This window comes from Afipia sp. OHSU_II-C1 (assembly GCF_000497575.1).
Taxonomy (GTDB): Bacteria; Pseudomonadota; Alphaproteobacteria; order Rhizobiales; family Xanthobacteraceae; genus Afipia.
This window is the reverse complement of the sequence record NZ_APJI01000002.1, coordinates 104048-121779: the sequence shown is the minus strand read 5'-3', so window position 1 is coordinate 121779 and position 17732 is coordinate 104048. Positions and strand designations below refer to the sequence as shown.

The window sequence follows — 17732 nt, the reverse complement described above, 5'->3', positions numbered from 1 at the left end:
TGCGGCGATTTTGGGCGAGGGGACCGTACTTCCGGGTGCGGACGGGGGAGGTACTCGACCCCTGATCCGGACGGCTTTCGCCGCCTTCGTCCGCTCCGCGTCCAGCCGCGAACGGCAGAGCCACGTAGTTGGCCCGGACGGTGACCCCAGCCTCCCGGACGCGTGTGTGCGAGACACGTGCGCAGGCGCCGCATCCTGCTCCGCTTCAAAGCGCCCTCGAGAAGCGCCCCTCACGACCAGGACATGGCGAACTTAAGCGCGCTTCAGAGCACGGGGACGCGTATCCCCATCACGAAATGTTTCGAGCCGCACGCCGGCAATACTCTCCGCCGTCATTCCGGGGCGCGCGGTTTCGCGCGAACCCGGAATCCACGGACTCTCCGGAGATTTTCGCAATCATGGATTCCGGGCCTGCGCCAAGCGGCGCATCCCGGAATGACGGGCCGAAAAGTTGTTCGGTGGTGATGACGCCGCGCCTACAGCAGCAAATCCGTCAGATGCGCGATCAGCGGAATATCCGCCGGCGGCATTGGATAATCGCGCAGCTTGTTGGCGCGCACCCATGCGAGCTGCTGACCTTCGTGCGGCGTCACGGTGCCTTCCCACTTCCGGCAAATGTAAAGCGGCATCAGCAGATGGAAGGTCTCATAGCTGTGGCTGGCGAAGGTGAGCGGCGCGAGGCACGGCTCCTCTACCTTGATGCCGAGTTCCTCCGCGAGTTCGCGGATCAGCGCCGGCTCCGGCCGCTCGCCGGGCTCCAGTTTGCCGCCGGGGAATTCCCATAGCCCCGCGAGCGTCTTGCCCTCGGGCCGCTGCGCGATCAGGACGCGGTTGTCCGTATCGATCAGCGCGCAGGCGACAACGAGGACCAGTTTGATCACGATCGGTAGTCGCCGTTGATGGCAACGTATTCCTTGGTGAGATCGCAGGTCAGCACGCGGTCGCGGCCCTTTCCAAGCCCGAGCCCGATCTTGATCTGAATCTTGTCCTGCTTCATCAGCGCAGAGACTTCCTTCTCGTCGTAGGACGGATCGCGCGCGCCCTTGCTGGCGACGCGGATGCCGTTGAACGCAATCGACAGCTTGTCGCGGTTAGCCGGTTCGCCAGCCTTGCCGACGGCCATGACCACGCGGCCCCAGTTGGCGTCCTCGCCGGCAATGGCGGTTTTCACCAGCGGCGAGTTGGCGATCGACATCGCGATTTTCCGCGCGGACGTCTTTGACGTGGCACCCTCGACCACGACCTCGACCAGCTTGCGCGCGCCTTCGCCGTCGCGTGCGACCTGCTCGGCGAGGTCCGCCAGAATGCCGTTGAGCGCCTTGGTGAACGCTTTCAAGCGCGGATCGGATGCGCGCGTGATCTTCGGTGCGCCATGTGCTGCTGCGGCGCCGGTGGCGAAGGCCAGCAGAGTGTCCGATGTCGAGGTGTCGCCATCGATGGTCACCGCGTTGAACGTATCCTCAACGCCGGTCTTGAGCAGCGATTGCAGCGCGGGTGCCGAAATCGGCGCGTCGGTGAAGATAAACGAAAGCATCGTCGCCATGTCCGGCGCAATCATGCCCGCGCCCTTGGCCATGCCGTTGATGGTGACCTTGGTCTTGCCGAGTTTCACTGTGGCGGTGGCAACTTTCGGAAACGTGTCGGTGGTCATGATCGCGGTGGCCGCGTTCATCCATCCATCGGGTTCGGCGGCCCTTGCGAGATCGTCGAGCACGCCGTTGAACTTCGTGGCGTCGAGCGGTTCGCCGATCACGCCGGTAGATGCGAGAAAGATTTTGGCCGGCGTCGAGCCGGTTGCTTTCGCGGCGATCGATGCGGTCAGCGTGGTTGCCTGCTTTCCCGTTTTGCCGGTGAAGGCGTTGGCATTGCCGGAGTTGACCACCAGCGCGCGCGCCTCGCCGCCCTTGAGCCTGGCGCGGCACCAGTCCACCGCGGCGCTCGGGCACTTCGATTTCGTGAACACGCCCGCCACCGTGGTGCCCTTGTCGAACAGCGCCAGCAGCACGTCGGTGCGGTTCTTGTAGCGGATGCCGGCGGCCGCCGTCGCAAGGCGCACGCCGTCAATCTGCGGCATGTCGGGGACATCGGTGGGGGCGAGCGGGGAGACGGCGGTGGACATGAGATCGGTGGCCCTGGATCGAGGAATGTCAGCGTGTGGCCGGATGATTCCAGCCCTCCACGTCTTACGCCTACAATTGTGAAGGCCCCAAGACGTAGATGCCCGGGGCAAGCCCCGGGCATGACGTCAGGTTACTGAAGGTTTGGCGTGAAGTCGATTTACTTCTTCGCAGGTGCGGCCGGAGCAGCCTTCGCATCAGGCTTCGCCGCCGGAGCCGCAGCGTCCGCCGGCTTGTCGAGGCGCTCGACCTTGGCTTCGGTGCGCAGCTTGGTGACGTAGTCGGCCTGTGCCTTGCGGATCACGAAGTTCTGGATCTGGCCCTTCACCTGCTCGAAGTCCGGCGGCTTGCGGTCGCGGGCTTCCTCGACCTTGATGATGTGCCAGCCGAACTGCGACTTCACGGGATCGGAAATCTTGCCGGGCTCGAGCGCGAAGGCAACGGCGGAAAATTCCGGCACCATCTGCTCCTTGGTGAAGAAGCCAAGATCGCCGCCGTCGGCTGCGCCCGGGTCCTTGGACTTTTCCTTGGCGAGCTTGGCGAAGTCGGCACCCTTCTCGAGTTCGGCCTTGATCGCCTTCGCTTCTTCCTCGGTGGGGACCAGAATGTGCCGGGCGCGGACTTCCTTCTCGCCCGAGACCTGCTTGGTGGCGTCCTCATAGACCTTCTTCATGGCCTCGTCAGTGACGGCCGCCTTGCCTTCGGTCGCGAGCAGGCTGTCCATCAAAAGGCGGTCGCGCGCGAAGGCGACTTTCTGCTTGAACTCTGCCGAGTCGCCGACCTTCTTGGCTTCGGCGGCCTTGGCGACGATTTTCATATCGATCAGGAAGGCGATCAGATTGTCGCGGCGGGTTGCGGGGTCCATCTGCTGGAGGCTCGGTCCCAGCTCTTCCTCGGCGACGGTCAGATCGCTCTGGCGGATCTCAGCCCCGTTAACCTTTGCGATTACGGCGTTGGCATCCTGCGCGCGGAGCGGCTGGCCGGTGCTCAGAACGACCGTGAGACAAATTGCAGCGGCCGACGTGAGCAGTCCTAGTCGCGCGCCCAGTCCGGTGTGGGAGGCTGTGCGGTTCGGAGAAACGGTCATGGAAAATCCTTATGGGTCAAAGGCTGGTTACCGAGCCGGCGTTCGCTTCGTGATGATGCGAATCTCTGAAGACCGGAGGACCGGGCGGTTCGGGAGGCCGGACACTCGCCCAACCTCTGCCCGGACGCAACGTGAAAAACCCGCCAAAATCATGAAATCCTTGACAGGTTCGCGCGTTGACAAGGCTTTGGACGGCCCATATCTCTCCCGGCAGGCTCTCCTGGCTGCTGCGGGGCTTTGCCGCGCTCAAGCGGGTGAACCTTTAGAATTCGCTCCCGCACTCATCCTCGAGGATTCGCGCAAGGGTTTGCTCCATCAGCAATTCTGCGGACGTTTCATACCGGTTTCAGGGCTGCGGTGACTTCAGCCGCAACGCCAACTGCAAGACAGGAATTATTCATGCTCGGCGCGCTCGCCCGCAAGTTTTTCGGCTCCGCCAACGACCGGCGGATCAAGGGATACCAAGCCCGCGTCGATGCGATTAACGCGCTGGAACCCGAGATCGCGGCCCTGTCCGACGAGGCGCTGAAGGCGCGGACCGCGGAGTTCCGCAAGCAGCTCTCCGAAGGTAAGTCTCTCGACGATCTTTTGGTGCCAGCATTCGCCACCGTTCGCGAGGCCGCCAAGCGGACCCTCGGTCAGCGCCATTTCGATGTGCAGCTGATCGGCGGCATGGTGCTGCACGAGGGCGACATCGCCGAGATGAAAACCGGCGAAGGCAAGACGCTGGTGGCGACGCTGGCGGTCTATCTCAACGCGCTGGCCGGCAACGGTGTCCACGTCGTCACCGTCAACGACTACCTCGCCAAGCGCGACGCCGGGTGGATGGGACAGATCTATTCGTTCCTCGGCATGACCACGGGCGTGATCGTTCATGGTCTGGACGATGCGGAACGTCAGGCGGCCTATGCCTGCGACATCACCTACGGCACCAACAACGAATACGGCTTCGACTATCTGCGCGACAACATGAAGTACCGGCTGGAGGACATGGTCCAGCGCGGTCATTTCTTCGCCATCGTCGACGAAGTCGACTCGATCCTGATCGACGAAGCCCGCACGCCGCTCATCATTTCCGGCCCGCTCGACGACCGCTCGGAATTCTACAACACCATCGACACCTATATTCCGAAGCTCGAGAAGGTGACGGACTTCGAGGTCGACGAGAAGCAGCGCACCGTCACGCTGACCGAAGCCGGCATGGAGAAGATCGAGAACCTGTTGCAGGCCGCCGGCCAGCTCAAGGGCGACTCGCTCTACGACGTCGAGAACGTCTCCGTCGTCCACCACATCAATCAGGCGCTGCGCGCGCATTCGCTGTTCCAGCGCGACAAGGACTACATCGTCCGCGACGGCGAAGTGGTCATCATCGACGAGTTCACGGGCCGCATGATGCCGGGCCGCCGCTATTCGGAAGGCCTGCATCAGGCGCTAGAAGCCAAGGAACATCAGCCGGTCCAGCCGGAAAACCAGACGCTGGCCTCGATCACGTTCCAGAACTACTTCCGCATGTACGACAAGCTCGCCGGCATGACCGGGACGGCGGCGACGGAAGCGGACGAACTGTTCGACATCTACAAGCTCGAGGTCATCGAGGTTCCGACCAACGTGCCGATCGCGCGTCTCGACGAGGACGACGAGGTCTATCGCACCGCCGAGGAAAAGCATCGTGCGATCCTCGCGGAGATCGAGCAGGCCAACAAGCGCATGCAGCCGGTGCTGGTGGGTACGGCGTCGATCGAGAAGTCGGAAGTGCTGGGCGAGTATCTCGCCAAGAACGGCTACAAGCAGATCGACTTCGGCAATCCGAAGGCGCTGGAAAAGCTCTACGCGGCCGCGCGCGCGGGCAAGCCGGCCAAGCTGTTCGCGGTTCTGAACGCGCGCTTCCACGAACAGGAAGCCTACATCGTGGCTGAAGCCGGCGTGCCGGGCGCGATCACCATCGCGACCAACATGGCCGGCCGCGGTACCGACATCAAACTCGGCGGTTCGCTGGAAATGCGCAGCCAGATCGAGACCGCCGACATCACGGATGAGGCCGAGAAAAAGGCCAAGATCGAACAGATCAAGGCCGACATCGAACGCTTCCGCGAGATGGTGTTGAAGTCGGAAGAAGTCATCGAGATCGAACCGGCGAAGGGCAGCAAGCCGGCCAAGACCATCACCAAGCCCGGCGGCCTCTACATTATCGGTTCGGAGCGTCACGAATCCCGCCGCATCGACAACCAGCTTCGTGGCCGCGCCGGCCGTCAGGGCGATCCCGGCCGCACCAAGTTCTATCTGTCGCTCGAAGACGATCTGATGCGCATCTTCGGATCGGACCGGCTCGACAGCATGCTGACCCGTCTCGGCCTCAAGGAGGGCGAGGCGATCATCCATCCGTGGATCAACAAGGCACTGGAGAAGGCGCAGCAGAAGGTCGAGGCCCGCAACTTCGACATCCGCAAGAACCTGCTTAAGTTCGACGACGTGCAGAACGACCAGCGCAAGGCGATCTTCGATCAGCGCATCGATCTGATGCGCGACCAGAATGTGGCCGAGACCGTCGCCGACATGCGCCATGCGCTGGTTGACGATCTGGTCGCCAAACACGTGCCTGAGCATGCCTATGCGGAGCAGTGGGATGTGGCCGGGCTCAAGGACGAACTGAAGCGCGTGCTCGATCTCGACCTGCCGGTCGATGAGTGGGCCAAGGAAGAGGGTATCGCCAACGAGGAGATGCTGTCGCGCATCGAGCAGCGCGTTGACGAGCACATGGCGGCGAAGTCGGCTCAGTTCGGTCCCGATGTCATGCGCTATGTCGAAAAGTCGATCCTGCTACAGACCTTGGATCATCTGTGGCGTGAGCATCTGGTGATGCTGGACCACCTGCGGCAGGTGATCGGCCTGCGCGGCTACGGCCAGCGCGATCCGTTGCAGGAGTACAAGTCCGAGGCGTTCAATCTGTTCGAGGGCCTGATCTCGCATCTGCGCGAGGCAGTGACTGCGCAACTGGTGCGGGTCGAGATCGTGCCGCCGGACGAGCAACCGGAGCTGCCTCAGATGGAAGCGCACAAGCTCAATCCGAATACCGGCGAGGACGAGATGGCCTTTGCGCAGGCCGCTCTTGCGCCGGTCCCGGCTTCACAGCGCGATCCGCAAAATCCTGCGACCTGGGGCAAAGTCGGCCGCAACGAGGATTGTCCGTGCGGCTCCGGCAAGAAGTTCAAGCATTGCCACGGCAAGTTCGCCTGAGCAGCTTCAAGTCTTCAAATGCAAAACGCCGGTCGAGAGACCGGCGTTTTTTGTGGGCGATGACGATGCCGGTTTACCGGACTGTCGACCAGCGGCTGTCGAAGGAGTTCGCCTGCACTGCGGGCTGAGCACCGGCCAGCGACGGCTGAGATGCCGGAGCGGCGGGCGCGGCTGCCGCGGCTGTTGTCGCAGGCGCTGGAGCGGCAGGCTTGGCGGGCGCCTGAGCCTGCTGCGAGCGTTCGAGTGGAATGACGCGCGGCGGAGCGCTCTTGGCGGCTTCCCTGGTCGGCCCAGGTGATTTCGCCTTCGGGGCCGCAGTGACCGCGGTCGGCTTTGCCGGCGCTGCGGCGGGCGGTTGTGGATCCGATCCACGCAGGCCCACGGAGCGGGACAGCTTGCTGAAGAAGCCTTCCGAGGAGCTTGCGCTGGCATTCGCGGACGCCGCAGGCGTGGTGCTGGTCACGGCCACCATCGGCTCGCTGTTGGACGAGGTAAAGCTGAACGACGGTACCGCCGGCTCGGGCGCCTTTGGAATCGTTGCGTGCGCCGGAACAGTGCCGGGAGCGGGACCGTTGGACGCGACGGCATAGTCGGTGACGTCACGGTCGATCGCGGCTTCGCCTTCCGGCAGCTTGGAGGCGAACACCGGATGCATGCCGCCGTCGATCCCGGCGCGCGAACGCGCCGTCGCCGTGCCACGCGAGATCAGTTGCGCGGTCTTCAGTTCATCCTGACGCTGCTTGTCCTGGACCGCTTCGGCGATCTCGGGCGAAACCTGATAGGCGGGGCATTGCGCCGAGGCGTTGAAGGTCAGCGGGCGGGTCGAACCTGCGGGCTTCTCCGCGTCGAAGACATACTTCTTCTCGCAGAAATCGACCTTCGGCTCCTGCTTGGTGACCTCGAAGTGATCGTTGCCTTCCTTGATCATCTTCCAGAACGGCATGTTCGGATTGTTGCGGTGGCGGGCCATGTTCTGCGGCGTCATGCGGAACGGATAGGCCTGCACCTGAAATGCGTTCTGGCCGCCGAAGAAGGATTCACGGCCGAGCGCATAGATTTCCGAGATCTGTTCGTCGGTCATTGCGTAGCAGCCGCGCGATGAGCAATCGCCGTGGACCATCAACTGCGATCCGGTGCGGCCCCATGCCTTATCGTAGGCATTCGGATAGCCCATGTTGAACGACAGGAAATACGCCGACGTCGGATTCATCTGCGCGGGCGTGATCGAGTAGAAGCCTTCCGGCGCCTGACGGTCGCCTTCCTTGACCTTCGGTCCAAGGTCTCCCGACCAGCGGCAGATCGGATAGGTCTTCAGCAGCGCGAACTTGCCGTTGCGGTCCTGCTTCCAGACCTCGAGTTCGGCTTCCTGCTTGAACAGGCGGACAAGGATCGGCGACGCCTTGTCCATGTTCTTCGATTCGATGTCGGCAAGCAGCTTGTCGGGGATCGGGCGGTTGGCCTTTGAACTCGGCGAGAGCTGTTCGCCGTTGCATCCAGCAAGCAAAACGCCGGCCGCAAGCGCAGCCGACGTGACAAGCGCGCGAATGTGCGTGCGGTCAATCATGCAAGGCTCCGCGGCAGACCGGCAATCCCCATACTCCGGCTAGACCCAGGACTCGACCCCGGTGACAGATCGTCTTCCGGCAAAGTGGCGCGCAGGAGGCGGCCGGAAAACACTGTCTGTTAAAACAGGCCGCACGTGTTTTCGTCGTAAAAGCAGCGTTCGCTTTTTGGCTAAAAACGTGCGTCAGCAATTGAGCAATTATTATCCTTAAATACCCCTCTGTCGCAAGCCGAGCGCCCTGCCCCGCAGGGACGGGAAGCGTTTTATGGTCAACGCTAAGTAAATCAAAATGCAGGGGAAAAACGGCCCGGCCAGAAGCGGGCCTGTCTCGAAAAAGCCACGATGTGACTTCGCCGCATGGATTGCGCACATTTGGCTTGGGCGATGCCCTAGCCGAGCTTGCGTCCGATATCGAGGAATTTCTGCCGGCGCTGGTTGCGCACCGCCTTGGAATCGAGGCTCCGCAAATCGTTGAAGGCCTGGGCGACAGCATCGCCGGCCCGGGCGATCATGGCGGCCGGATCGCGGTGCGCTCCGCCCGGTGGTTCCTTCAGGATGGTGTCGATCACACCGAAGCGGGCGAGATCCTGCGCGGTGATCTTCATATTGATCGCGGCTTCCTGCGCTTTCGTCGAATCGCGCCACAGAATCGAGGCCGCGCCTTCCGGCGAGATCACGCTGTACACCGCGTGTTCGAGCATCAGCACGCGGTTCGCGGTGGCAATCGCGATCGCGCCGCCTGAGCCGCCCTCGCCGATGATGACGGCGACATTGGGTACGCCGAGATTGAGACAGGCGTCGGTCGATCGCGCGATCGCTTCCGCCTGTCCGCGCTCCTCAGCGCCGATGCCGGGATAGGCGCCTGCGGTGTCCACCAGCGACAGGACGGGAATACCGAAGCGATCCGCAAGTTCCATCAACCGGACGGCCTTGCGATAGCCTTCGGGCTTGGCCATGCCGAAATTATGCTTGAGCCGGGTTTCGGTGGTCGAGCCCTTCTCCTGGCCGATCACGCAAATGCTCTCGCCTCTGAAACGGCCGAAGCCGCCGATTAGCGCTTCGTCATCGCCGAACTTGCGGTCGCCCGCGAGCGGCGTGAACTCGGTGATGAGCTGCTTGATGTAATCCACGCAATGCGGACGCAGCGGATGGCGCGCGACTTGAGTCTTCTGCCAGGGCGTCAGATCCGAATAAAGCTCGGTGAGCGCCTGCGCTGCCTTCTCTTCGATGCGCGACACTTCTTCGCCGATGTCGCTGCCGCTGGCGGCAAGCGCACGCAACTCGTCGACCTTGGCGTCGAGTTCGGCGACGGGTTTTTCAAAATCCAGATAGCTGCGCATCAGGTCCGGCATGTGACAAATATAAGGGGCAGGCGCGCTTGGGCGAAAGGCGCACGAATCGATCTTTTGGCCGTTCTCAATCGAGGGTCGAAGTCATTCGTGGGGCCTTTCAAGTCAAGAAGCGTCCCCAAGTCAAGCGCCGCGATAGAAAGTGCCGATATTGCTGGGTTTTTGGTGGGTCATTTGTCGGCCAGTGGATGCAGATCACGCACCAGGCTCTTCAGCCTCTCCTCGACGATGTGGGTGTAAATCTGGGTCGTGGAAATATCGGTGTGACCAAGCAGCGTCTGGACGATTCGCAGATCGGCCCCGTTGTGCAGAAGATGAGAGGCGAAGGCGTGACGCAAGACATGGGGGCTGATCAGGCGGGGTGCAATACCGGCGGCGACCGCCAGTTCTTTGAGGTCGCGGGCAAAATGCTGCCGTGTCAGATGGCCGCTCTCACCCGATGACGGGAACAGCCATTTCGACGCGGCGGAAGATTTCTTCTGCGCGCGCCGCGCTTCTTCGAGTGCGGCGAGATAGTCGGCCATCGCCTGCTTCGATGTCTCGTTGAGCGGGACCAGACGTTCCTTGTTGCCCTTGCCGCGCACCACGATCATGCGCGCGTCGCGCCGCGCGGCGGAGAGCGGCAGCGCCACCAGTTCCGAGACGCGAAGCCCCGTCGCGTAAAGAATCTCGAGCAGACAGGAGAGCCGGAGCGCGCGCAGGCGTTGCAGCGGCGATTGTTCGGGCGCAACCGACAGCGCCTTGGCCTGCGTCAGCAGACGATCGACATCGGCGATGGACAGCACCTTCGGCAATGCGCGCCCGCGTTTCGGGCCTGACAGGATTGCAGCCGGGTCATCGCCGCGCACACGTTCGCTGAGAAGAAAGCGAAACAGGTGACGCGTCGACGAGAGCTTGCGCGCCACGCTCGACGATTTGAATCCGCGAGTGTCGAGGTCGGCCAGATAGTCGCGCAGTGTCTGGGTGTCTGCATCCTTGAAGGTGGACTTGCGCCGCGCGAGAAATTCGGAGAGGTCTTCGAGATCGCCGCGATAGGCGTCGAGCGTGTTGGCGCCGGCGCCCTGCTCAGCCGCGAGCATATCGAGGAACAGGCCGGTGAGCCGTGCGTCGGAGGATTTGTCGGACGGCATGACGTTCCTCCAGCCGCCTACTTCTTGAGGAATCTGTCGGGCGGAACGCTGACCGTCATTTCGCGCGGCTTGGGATTGACGAAATTGGCGAGCGCAAAGATGCCGCCGTAGATCAGCCCGCCGAGCACCGCCACGACAGTCAGGAAGCGAAACAGGCTGGGCATCGCGAATAGCCTCGAAATTAACCTTTGAGATGCGGCGCCAAAGGCGTGTTAACCGCCGGAACACTGCGGTTCGGACCGACTAAACTACCAACATGTTCGCGCCGTTTCGGCAAGAGTCTCTGGCAACGGGATCGGCAGGAGTAGTATAGGTGACACATTAGCTTAGCCGCATTTGCGGCCAACCGGGCCAGAGATGACCGAAACCGCAGCCAGCCATCAGGACGGCATGACCCATGAGGCCGACATCGTCGCGGCTCTGGGCGGCCGCTCGATTGTGCTTGTCGGCATGATGGGGTCGGGCAAATCAACCATCGGGCGCCGGCTGGGTGCGCGGCTGCATGTGCCGTTTCTCGATGCTGATCATGAAATCGAAATCGCGCATGCGGGCATGACGGTCAGCGAAATCTTCGCGCAGCATGGCGAACCATATTTCCGCGATGGTGAAGCCCGTGTGATCGCGCGCCTCCTGGAGGCCGGCCCGAGCGTGATCGCCACCGGGGGCGGTGCGTTCATGCGCGAGGAGACGCGCAAGCGGATTCACGACAAGGCCGTCTCGATCTGGCTTCAGGCGGACGGCGACATCATTCTCAGGCGGGTCAAGCGCCGCGCCGATCGGCCGTTGCTGCAAACCGCCGATCCCGCTGCGACCATTGCGCGTCTGATCAGCGAGCGCAGTCCCTTCTATCAGCTCGCCGATCTTGCGATTGCCTCGCGCGATGTGCCGCACGAAAAGATCGTCGATGAATGCATCGATGCGTTGTCCGCCCATCTGCTGTCCGGCGGTGCGGCGTCCTCTTCCTCAAGCGAAACACAATGACGGTTGCTATCAAGAACAACAATCCGGTGACTGTCGGTGTCGCCCTCGGCGATCGCGCCTATGACATTGTCATCGGCCGCGACGTGCTGCCCTCGCTCGGTCATCGCATCGCCGCGCTGCGCCCCGGTGCACGCGTTGCTATCGTGACCGATCGCACCGTCGCCAGACACTGGCTCGGCAAGACCGAAGCCGCGCTGGCGGACGCCGGCATCGCATCGTCGCGCATCGTGGTGGGCGAGGGCGAGGCATCGAAAAGCTATGCGGTGCTGCAGGAGGTCTCCGAAGGGCTGATCGCGGCGAAGATCGAGCGCAACGATCTGGTGATTGCGCTGGGCGGCGGTGTGATCGGCGATCTTGCGGGCTTCGCGGCCTCGATTGTCCGGCGCGGTGTCGATTTCGTGCAGGTGCCGACATCGCTGCTCGCGCAGGTCGATTCGTCGGTGGGCGGCAAGACCGGGATCAACTCGCCGCATGGCAAGAATCTCGTCGGCGCGTTTCACCAGCCGGTGCTCGTGATCGCGGATACGGCGGTGCTCGACACGTTGTCGCCACGTCAGTTCCGTGCAGGCTATGCGGAAGTCGCCAAGTACGGCGTGCTCGGCGATGCGGAATTGTTCGACTGGCTGGAGGCCCATCACGGCGAGATATTCTCCGGCGGCGCCGCGCGCGAACAGGCCATCGCGGCCAGTTGCCGCGCCAAGGCCGAGATCGTGGCGCGTGATGAGCGCGAAACCGGCGACCGCGCGTTGCTCAATCTCGGGCACACGTTCGGCCATGCGCTGGAGGCCGCGACCGGTTTCTCCGATCGCCTGTTCCATGGCGAAGGGGTTGCTGTCGGCATGGTGCTGGCCGCTGAATTCTCGGCGCGTCTGAACATGATCTCTCCGTCCGATGCCGCGCGCGTGCAGCGTCACCTCGCGTCGGTCGGTCTGCCGACGCGCTTGCAGGATATCGCCGGCTTCCAGCAGGAAGGTCTTGCGGATGCGGACACGCTGATGACGCTGATGGCGCAGGACAAGAAAGTGAAGCGCGGGCGATTGACGTTCATCCTGCTGGAACAGGTCGGCAAGGCAGTGATCGTCAACGACGTCGATCCGTCGGCGGTTCGTGCGTTTCTTCAGGAAAAATTGTCAGGGTGAGGGTGAAGCTGTCTCAACGCGGAATGCCAAGACTTATCGTCGGCGCACCGCATAAGGACGAGGCAGTCGCGGGACAAACATGAATTCAGCGGCCGTCAATCTGCTCATCGCCATCCTTCTGCTCGCCGCCAACGCATTCTATGTGGCGGCGGAATTCGCGCTGGTGAAAAGCCGCGGGTTTCGCGTCAAGGCGATGGCCGAGCAGAACCGCTTCGGCGCACGGCTGCTGATGAAAATGATGGGCAATATCGAAGCCTATCTCGCGTGCTGCCAACTCGGCATCACCATGGCCTCGCTCGGTCTCGGCTGGGTCGGCGAGCCGACCGTTGCGGCGCTGCTCAAGCCGGTGCTCGAGCCGCTGGGAATGCCGGAGTCCGCGCTGCATTTCACGGCCTTCATCACAGGCTTTCTGGTGTTCTCCTCGCTGCATATCGTGATCGGCGAGCAGGTGCCGAAAACGCTGGCGATCCGCCAGCCCGTGCCGGTCTCGCAATGGATCGCGTATCCGCTCTATGTCTCCTATCTCGTTCTTTACCCGCTGAACTGGCTGCTCAACGGCGCGTCGCGCGCGATCCTGCGGATGCTTGGCGTCAAGGAATCCTCAACGAACGAAATCCTCACCGATTCCGAAATCGAAGGGCTTGTGGAAGAGTCGGCCGAGCACGGAAAGATCGAGAGCGGCGAAGCCGAATACATTCAGAACGTGTTCCGGTTCGGCGATCTTGCTGTGTCCGACGTGATGGTCCACCGCACCAAGATGGTCAGCGTCAACGCGGACGGCCCGCCTGACGCGGTCATCAAGGGAATTCTTGAGTCCGAATATACCCGTATCCCGCTCTGGCGCGAGAAACCCGAGAACATCATCGGCGTTTTGCACGCCAAGGATCTGCTGCGCGCCATCCGCGCCAACGACGGCGATCTGTCCAAGATCGACGTCGGTGCGCTCGCCTTGCCGCCGTGGTTCGTGCCCGAGATGCGGCCGCTGTCCGAGCAGCTCAAAGCCTTCCGCCGCCGCAAGACTCACTTCGCGCTTGTGGTCGACGAGTATGGCGAGGTCGAAGGCCTCGTGACGCTGGAAGATATCCTGGAAGAAATCGTCGGCGATATTTCCGACGAGCACGATGTTGCGGTCGCCGGTGTCCGGGCTCAACCGGACGGTTCGGTCGTGGTCGACGGTTCGGTGCCGATCCGCGATCTCAATCGCGCGATGGACTGGCATCTGCCGGACGAAGAAGCGACGACCATTGCCGGTCTCGTCATCCACGAGGCGCGCTCGATCCCCGACCGGGGCCAGAGCTTCACCTTCCACGGATTCCGTTTCAGGGTGCTGCGGCGTGAGCGCAACCGCATCACGGCGCTGCGGATCGTGCCGCTGCCGCGCGAGAGCGACACGCCCGAGAAGAAGCCGAAAGCGGGAACTTCGTTCTAGCGCCACTGACGTCGATAGGCGATGAGATAGAGAGGAGCGCTCCCTGCTCCCTCGTCCTTGCGGGGTCGGAGAGAGGGTTTGCAGATCTTTGGCGCGCGGCAGTTAAATTTGCGGCGGCTGATCGACAACAATCAGTGCATCAGTGTTTGCACGCCTTTGCAGAGGCGGGACGCCGGGCATCTTCGCCAGGGGCATAGGTGTGCATCGCCAGCGCGTGGACGGAGCCTGCGAGTTCCGGCGCCAGAAGCGAATTTATCATGCGATGGCGCTCGATCCGGCTCTTCCCTTCGAACGCCTTCGACACGATATATATCCTGAAATGCGTCTCGCCGCCCGGCCTGTGGCCCGCGTGGCCCTCATGCAGATGGGATTCGTCGGCGACATCGAGGCTTTCGGGCGCGAAAGCTTCGCTCAACTTCTTTGTGATGTGATCTTTTGCGGTCATGATCTGCGCAATATCGTGCGTTATTCGCCAAGGTCAATGACCGTTTCAATTGCGGTTCACCGTCGCGGTGATGTATACTCCGCGACCGTAAAAAATCGCGTCAAAACCTGAAGCTTCCAGCAAGGCGTTACCACAGCAGCCATGGCCATCGACTCATCCAAATTCTTCGACAGCATTCGCATCAAGCCCACTAAAACCGCGGCGAAGCAAAAGGTTGCGCGCGAGGAAGTGGCGATGTGCGAGGCGCCCGGCTGCAAGAACAGGGGTGCGCATCGCGCACCCAAGGGCCGCGGTCAGGAGAAGGATTACTGGCATTTCTGCCTGAACCACGTCCGCGAATATAATCAGGGCTACAATTTCTTCCAGGGCATGAGTGACGAGGCGGTCGCGACCTACCAGAAGGATGCGCAGACCGGTCACCGCCCGACCTGGAAGATGGGTCAGAACGGAGCGAAGGGCAAAGGCAAGTCCGGCGCGGTCAACCTGGAAGACGCCGTCGATCCGTTCAGCGTCTTCAGCGAGATGAATGGCCGCGGCCGCTGGCGCTCGAACGCGAAGGCAGAGGAGCCGAAGGCGGAGACGCGGAAGATCTTCAACGCAGAGAAAAAGGCGCTGCTGGTGATGGGCCTCGGCCCCGATGCGACGCTTGAGACCGTGAAGGCGAAATACAAGCTGCTGGTGAAGCAGCATCATCCCGACGCCAACGGCGGCGATCGGTCGACCGAAGATCGCCTGATCGAGATCATCAAGGCCTACAACTATCTCAAGACGGTCGTGCGCGCGTCCTGAGCGCGGCTTTCTTTGGTTTGCCGGGTGCGCGCTTTTTCTTTGAAGCTGCCTTCCTTGCTGACGCCACCTTCCTGGGAGGTGTTTTGCGTACGTGATAGGTCAGCGCCAGCCCGATGCAGTGGCGCAGCGCCTTTTCGGGAAACCGCGTTGCAACCTTGAACAGGATGCTCCGGTTACCGCCGTACTCCATCTCCGTCGGATAAAGCTCCCGGAAGGTTGCGACGAGATCGGTCTGGCAGTGGAAGTACATCGCGATGCGGCCATCCGACTTCTCGCGGTCGATCCGGATCGTGCTGCCGCTGCCGGATTCAGTCGTGAGATAGCTGGGCTGACCCCATTTCAGCGTTTCTTCCAGCGGTCCGACACCGTCGATGGCTTTTGCAGTCTCGAAAATGATCGCGCGCAGCGTCAGTAATTTCGCGCGGGCATCTTCGGGATAGGCCGCGAAAACCTTCGCGACATCGCTGTCCCTGAAAGTCCCGCCCTGTCCGGTCGTGCGCGTCATTGTATGCCTCTGCTAACGGCCGCATTGCGGCTGCTGCGCCAGTAATGAATGGCCACCGCGATCGTCCCGAGGGCGATGATGCTGCCCACCAGCGGCACGCCGTAATGCTCGATCTTCATGCCCCAGCGCTCGGCAGCTGTGCCGGCCAAAATACCCGGCAACACATGCGCCGGCGCCCATAACAGGCAGGCTGCTATGCTGGCGGGATAGAAGCGCCATGGCGGCATGCCGAGTGCCCCCGCGACGACCGGAACGAGCGCGCGGACAGGCGGCACAAAACGCGCGAAGAACACCGCAAATGTCCCGTAACGGTGAAAGAATTCCTCGCTTTGTGCCATGACCGCCGGGTATTTCGACATCGGCCAGGATGTCAGGATCTCGCGCTGGCTGACATAGCCGATCGAGTAGGCGAGAGCCTCTCCGATGACCGCCCCGGCGATGGCGCAGGCCAGCACCGGCGTCAGTTGGAGATTGCCGGCCGGGATCAGCGCGCTGAGCGCCAGAATGACGGTCGATCCCGGTATTAGCGAACCGAGAATGGGAATGGCTTCGAGGAACGCGGCCAGGAAAATTGCGGCATAGGCAAATGCGGCGTGAAGCGAGACGAAGCTGATCAGTTGATTGAGATCACTCACCGGATGCCCGCTGCTGGCGCGATTCCTGCACCGTAACATACACGGGAAACCGGAGGTGGCGCCGCAGGGGACCCGGCAAAACGGTCAAATCGGCGCGGTGAAAATCCGCCGTGTATCGCCGCAATCGCAGGGCAGACCTACCAAACGCGCAAAAATGGCTTATCTCAATGAAAATACACTGGAACTTTCATCGCGTGGTGGGCTTCTTCCGGTTGCATCTGTCTGCTAGGTTGAATCACGCACCCCACCCGCAGCAAGCACGTCTGGTTTCGGGAGCATCCGGGACCACGGAGGACTGATGAGCGCCGCCACGACTCTATCGCAGGAACCCACGAACCTTCCCGACATGAAAGTGTCGGTCCGTCAGGTCTTTGGCATCGACAGCGACCTCGAGGTTCCTGCCTATTCCAACAGCGATCCCCATGTGCCCGATGTTGATCCGGACTATCGGTTCGATCGCGCGACCACGCTCGCCATCCTCGCCGGCTTCGCCAAGAACCGCCGTGTCATGGTCACCGGCTTTCACGGCACCGGCAAGTCGACCCATATCGAGCAGGTTGCTTCGCGGCTGAACTGGCCTTGCGTGCGCGTCAACCTCGACAGCCACATCAGCCGTATCGATCTGGTCGGCAAGGACTCCATCGTGGTCCGCGACGGCAAGCAGGTCACCGAATTCCGCGACGGCATCCTGCCGTGGGCGCTCCAGCACAATGTCGCGCTGGTGTTCGACGAATATGACGCTGGCCGCCCGGATGTGATGTTCGTGATCCAGCGCGTGCTCGAAGTGTCCGGCCGCCTCACGCTGCTCGACCAGAACAAGGTCATCAAGCCGCATCCGGCGTTCCGTCTGTTCTCGACCGCCAACACCATCGGTCTCGGCGACACCTCGGGCCTCTATCACGGCACCCAGCAGATCAACCAGGGCCAGATGGACCGCTGGTCGATCGTGACCACGCTGAACTATCTGCCGCATGACGAGGAAGTTGAAATCGTGCTCGCCAAGGCGAAGCACTATCGCACCGACGCTGGCCGCGACACCGTCAACAAGATGGTCCGCCTCGCGGACCTGACGCGCAACGCGTTCGCCAACGGCGATCTGTCGACGGTGATGTCGCCGCGCACGGTCATCACCTGGGCCGAGAATGCCGAGATCTTCGGCGATATTGGTTTCGCCTTCCGCGTCACCTTCCTGAACAAGTGCGACGAGCTTGAGCGTCCGCTGGTGGCGGAGTTCTATCAGCGCTGCTTCAATGCGGAACTGCCGGAATCCGCGGTCAATGTGGCGTTGAGCTAGGATTGCCTCTCCCCTTGACGGGGAGGAAAGGTTG

The 17732-nt window shown here is 62.3% G+C and carries 16 protein-coding genes; 6 read left to right on the top strand and 10 right to left on the bottom strand.

Annotated elements, in window-relative coordinates; all coding sequences use genetic code 11:
• Nucleotides 1–476: 476 nt before the first annotated feature.
• The 3 genes from I554_RS0101830 to I554_RS0101820 all read right to left on the bottom strand — a co-directional run bounded on the left by I554_RS0101830 (nt 477) and on the right by I554_RS0101820 (nt 3204).
• Nucleotides 477–881 carry a (deoxy)nucleoside triphosphate pyrophosphohydrolase gene (locus tag I554_RS0101830; RefSeq protein ID WP_006022438.1) on the bottom strand — a complete coding sequence of 135 codons (405 nt, stop codon included), beginning with the start codon at nt 879–881 and terminating at the stop codon, nt 477–479.
• The gene (gene argJ, locus I554_RS0101825; RefSeq protein ID WP_024575503.1) at nt 878–2119 is read right to left on the bottom strand and encodes a bifunctional glutamate N-acetyltransferase/amino-acid acetyltransferase ArgJ; all 1242 of its coding nucleotides are present in this window, start codon (nt 2117–2119) and stop codon (nt 878–880) included. Before argJ ends, I554_RS0101830 begins: the two co-directional genes overlap by 4 nt.
• A gap of 158 nt (nt 2120–2277) precedes the next feature.
• Nucleotides 2278–3204, bottom strand: coding sequence for a peptidylprolyl isomerase (locus tag I554_RS0101820; RefSeq protein WP_024575502.1), 927 nt, complete (start codon nt 3202–3204; stop codon nt 2278–2280).
• A gap of 399 nt (nt 3205–3603) precedes the next feature.
• Between I554_RS0101820 and secA the strand changes: the two genes are divergently transcribed.
• Entirely contained in the window at nt 3604–6438 is a 2835-nt protein-coding gene (gene secA / locus I554_RS0101815) for a preprotein translocase subunit SecA (protein ID WP_024575501.1), read from the top strand.
• Between the two features lie 73 nt (nt 6439–6511).
• Here the strand turns inward: secA and I554_RS0101810 are convergent, their stop codons facing one another.
• The 4 genes from I554_RS0101810 to I554_RS25380 all read right to left on the bottom strand — a co-directional run bounded on the left by I554_RS0101810 (nt 6512) and on the right by I554_RS25380 (nt 10645).
• Nucleotides 6512–8002 carry a murein L,D-transpeptidase family protein gene (locus tag I554_RS0101810; RefSeq protein ID WP_024575500.1) on the bottom strand — a complete coding sequence of 497 codons (1491 nt, stop codon included), beginning with the start codon at nt 8000–8002 and terminating at the stop codon, nt 6512–6514.
• Nucleotides 8003–8391: 389 nt separating this feature from the next.
• Nucleotides 8392–9354 (bottom strand): acetyl-CoA carboxylase carboxyltransferase subunit alpha, encoded by a 963-nt coding sequence (locus I554_RS0101805; protein ID WP_024575499.1) that lies wholly within the window; start codon nt 9352–9354, stop codon nt 8392–8394.
• Nucleotides 9355–9521: 167 nt separating this feature from the next.
• Nucleotides 9522–10481: a site-specific tyrosine recombinase XerD gene (xerD, locus tag I554_RS0101800; protein WP_024575498.1), complete on the bottom strand. Its 960-nt coding sequence runs from the start codon at nt 10479–10481 to the stop codon at nt 9522–9524.
• Nucleotides 10482–10498: 17 nt separating this feature from the next.
• Nucleotides 10499–10645, bottom strand: a complete 147-nt coding sequence (locus tag I554_RS25380; RefSeq protein ID WP_006022431.1) for a hypothetical protein — start codon at nt 10643–10645, stop codon at nt 10499–10501.
• A 193-nt stretch (nt 10646–10838) separates the two neighbouring features.
• Here I554_RS25380 and I554_RS0101790 point away from each other — a divergent pair, with 193 nt between their 5' ends.
• From I554_RS0101790 to I554_RS0101780, 3 genes are all read left to right on the top strand, one after another.
• Nucleotides 10839–11462 carry a shikimate kinase gene (locus I554_RS0101790; protein ID WP_024575497.1) on the top strand — a complete coding sequence of 208 codons (624 nt, stop codon included), beginning with the start codon at nt 10839–10841 and terminating at the stop codon, nt 11460–11462.
• On the top strand, nt 11459–12601 hold the full coding sequence (gene aroB / locus I554_RS0101785) for a 3-dehydroquinate synthase (protein WP_024575496.1): 1143 nt from the start codon (nt 11459–11461) through the stop codon (nt 12599–12601). Before I554_RS0101790 ends, aroB begins: the two co-directional genes overlap by 4 nt.
• Before the next feature lie 79 nt (nt 12602–12680).
• A complete protein-coding gene (locus tag I554_RS0101780) occupies nt 12681–14030 on the top strand; it encodes a hemolysin family protein (RefSeq protein ID WP_024575495.1) in 1350 nt (449 codons plus the stop codon).
• A 139-nt stretch (nt 14031–14169) separates the two neighbouring features.
• Here the strand turns inward: I554_RS0101780 and I554_RS0101775 are convergent, their stop codons facing one another.
• Complete coding sequence (locus I554_RS0101775; protein WP_024575494.1) at nt 14170–14475, bottom strand: BolA family protein; 306 nt, start codon at nt 14473–14475, stop codon at nt 14170–14172.
• 141 nt (nt 14476–14616) lie between these two features.
• Between I554_RS0101775 and I554_RS0101770 the strand changes: the two genes are divergently transcribed.
• The gene (locus I554_RS0101770; protein WP_024575493.1) at nt 14617–15264 is read left to right on the top strand and encodes a DnaJ domain-containing protein; all 648 of its coding nucleotides are present in this window, start codon (nt 14617–14619) and stop codon (nt 15262–15264) included.
• On the opposite strand, the gene I554_RS0101765 is transcribed toward I554_RS0101770, so the two are convergent.
• The gene (locus I554_RS0101765) at nt 15239–15769 is read right to left on the bottom strand and encodes a DUF1801 domain-containing protein (protein WP_024575492.1); all 531 of its coding nucleotides are present in this window, start codon (nt 15767–15769) and stop codon (nt 15239–15241) included. The two genes, I554_RS0101770 and I554_RS0101765, sit on opposite strands and share 26 nt — an antisense overlap.
• Nucleotides 15766–16404, bottom strand: a complete 639-nt coding sequence (locus I554_RS0101760) for a DedA family protein (RefSeq protein ID WP_024575491.1) — start codon at nt 16402–16404, stop codon at nt 15766–15768. The genes I554_RS0101765 and I554_RS0101760 overlap by 4 nt, the downstream gene beginning before the upstream one ends.
• Before the next feature lie 298 nt (nt 16405–16702).
• Between I554_RS0101760 and cobS the strand changes: the two genes are divergently transcribed.
• Complete coding sequence (cobS, locus tag I554_RS0101755) at nt 16703–17698, top strand: cobaltochelatase subunit CobS (protein ID WP_024575490.1); 996 nt, start codon at nt 16703–16705, stop codon at nt 17696–17698.
• Nucleotides 17699–17732 lie beyond the last annotated feature (34 nt).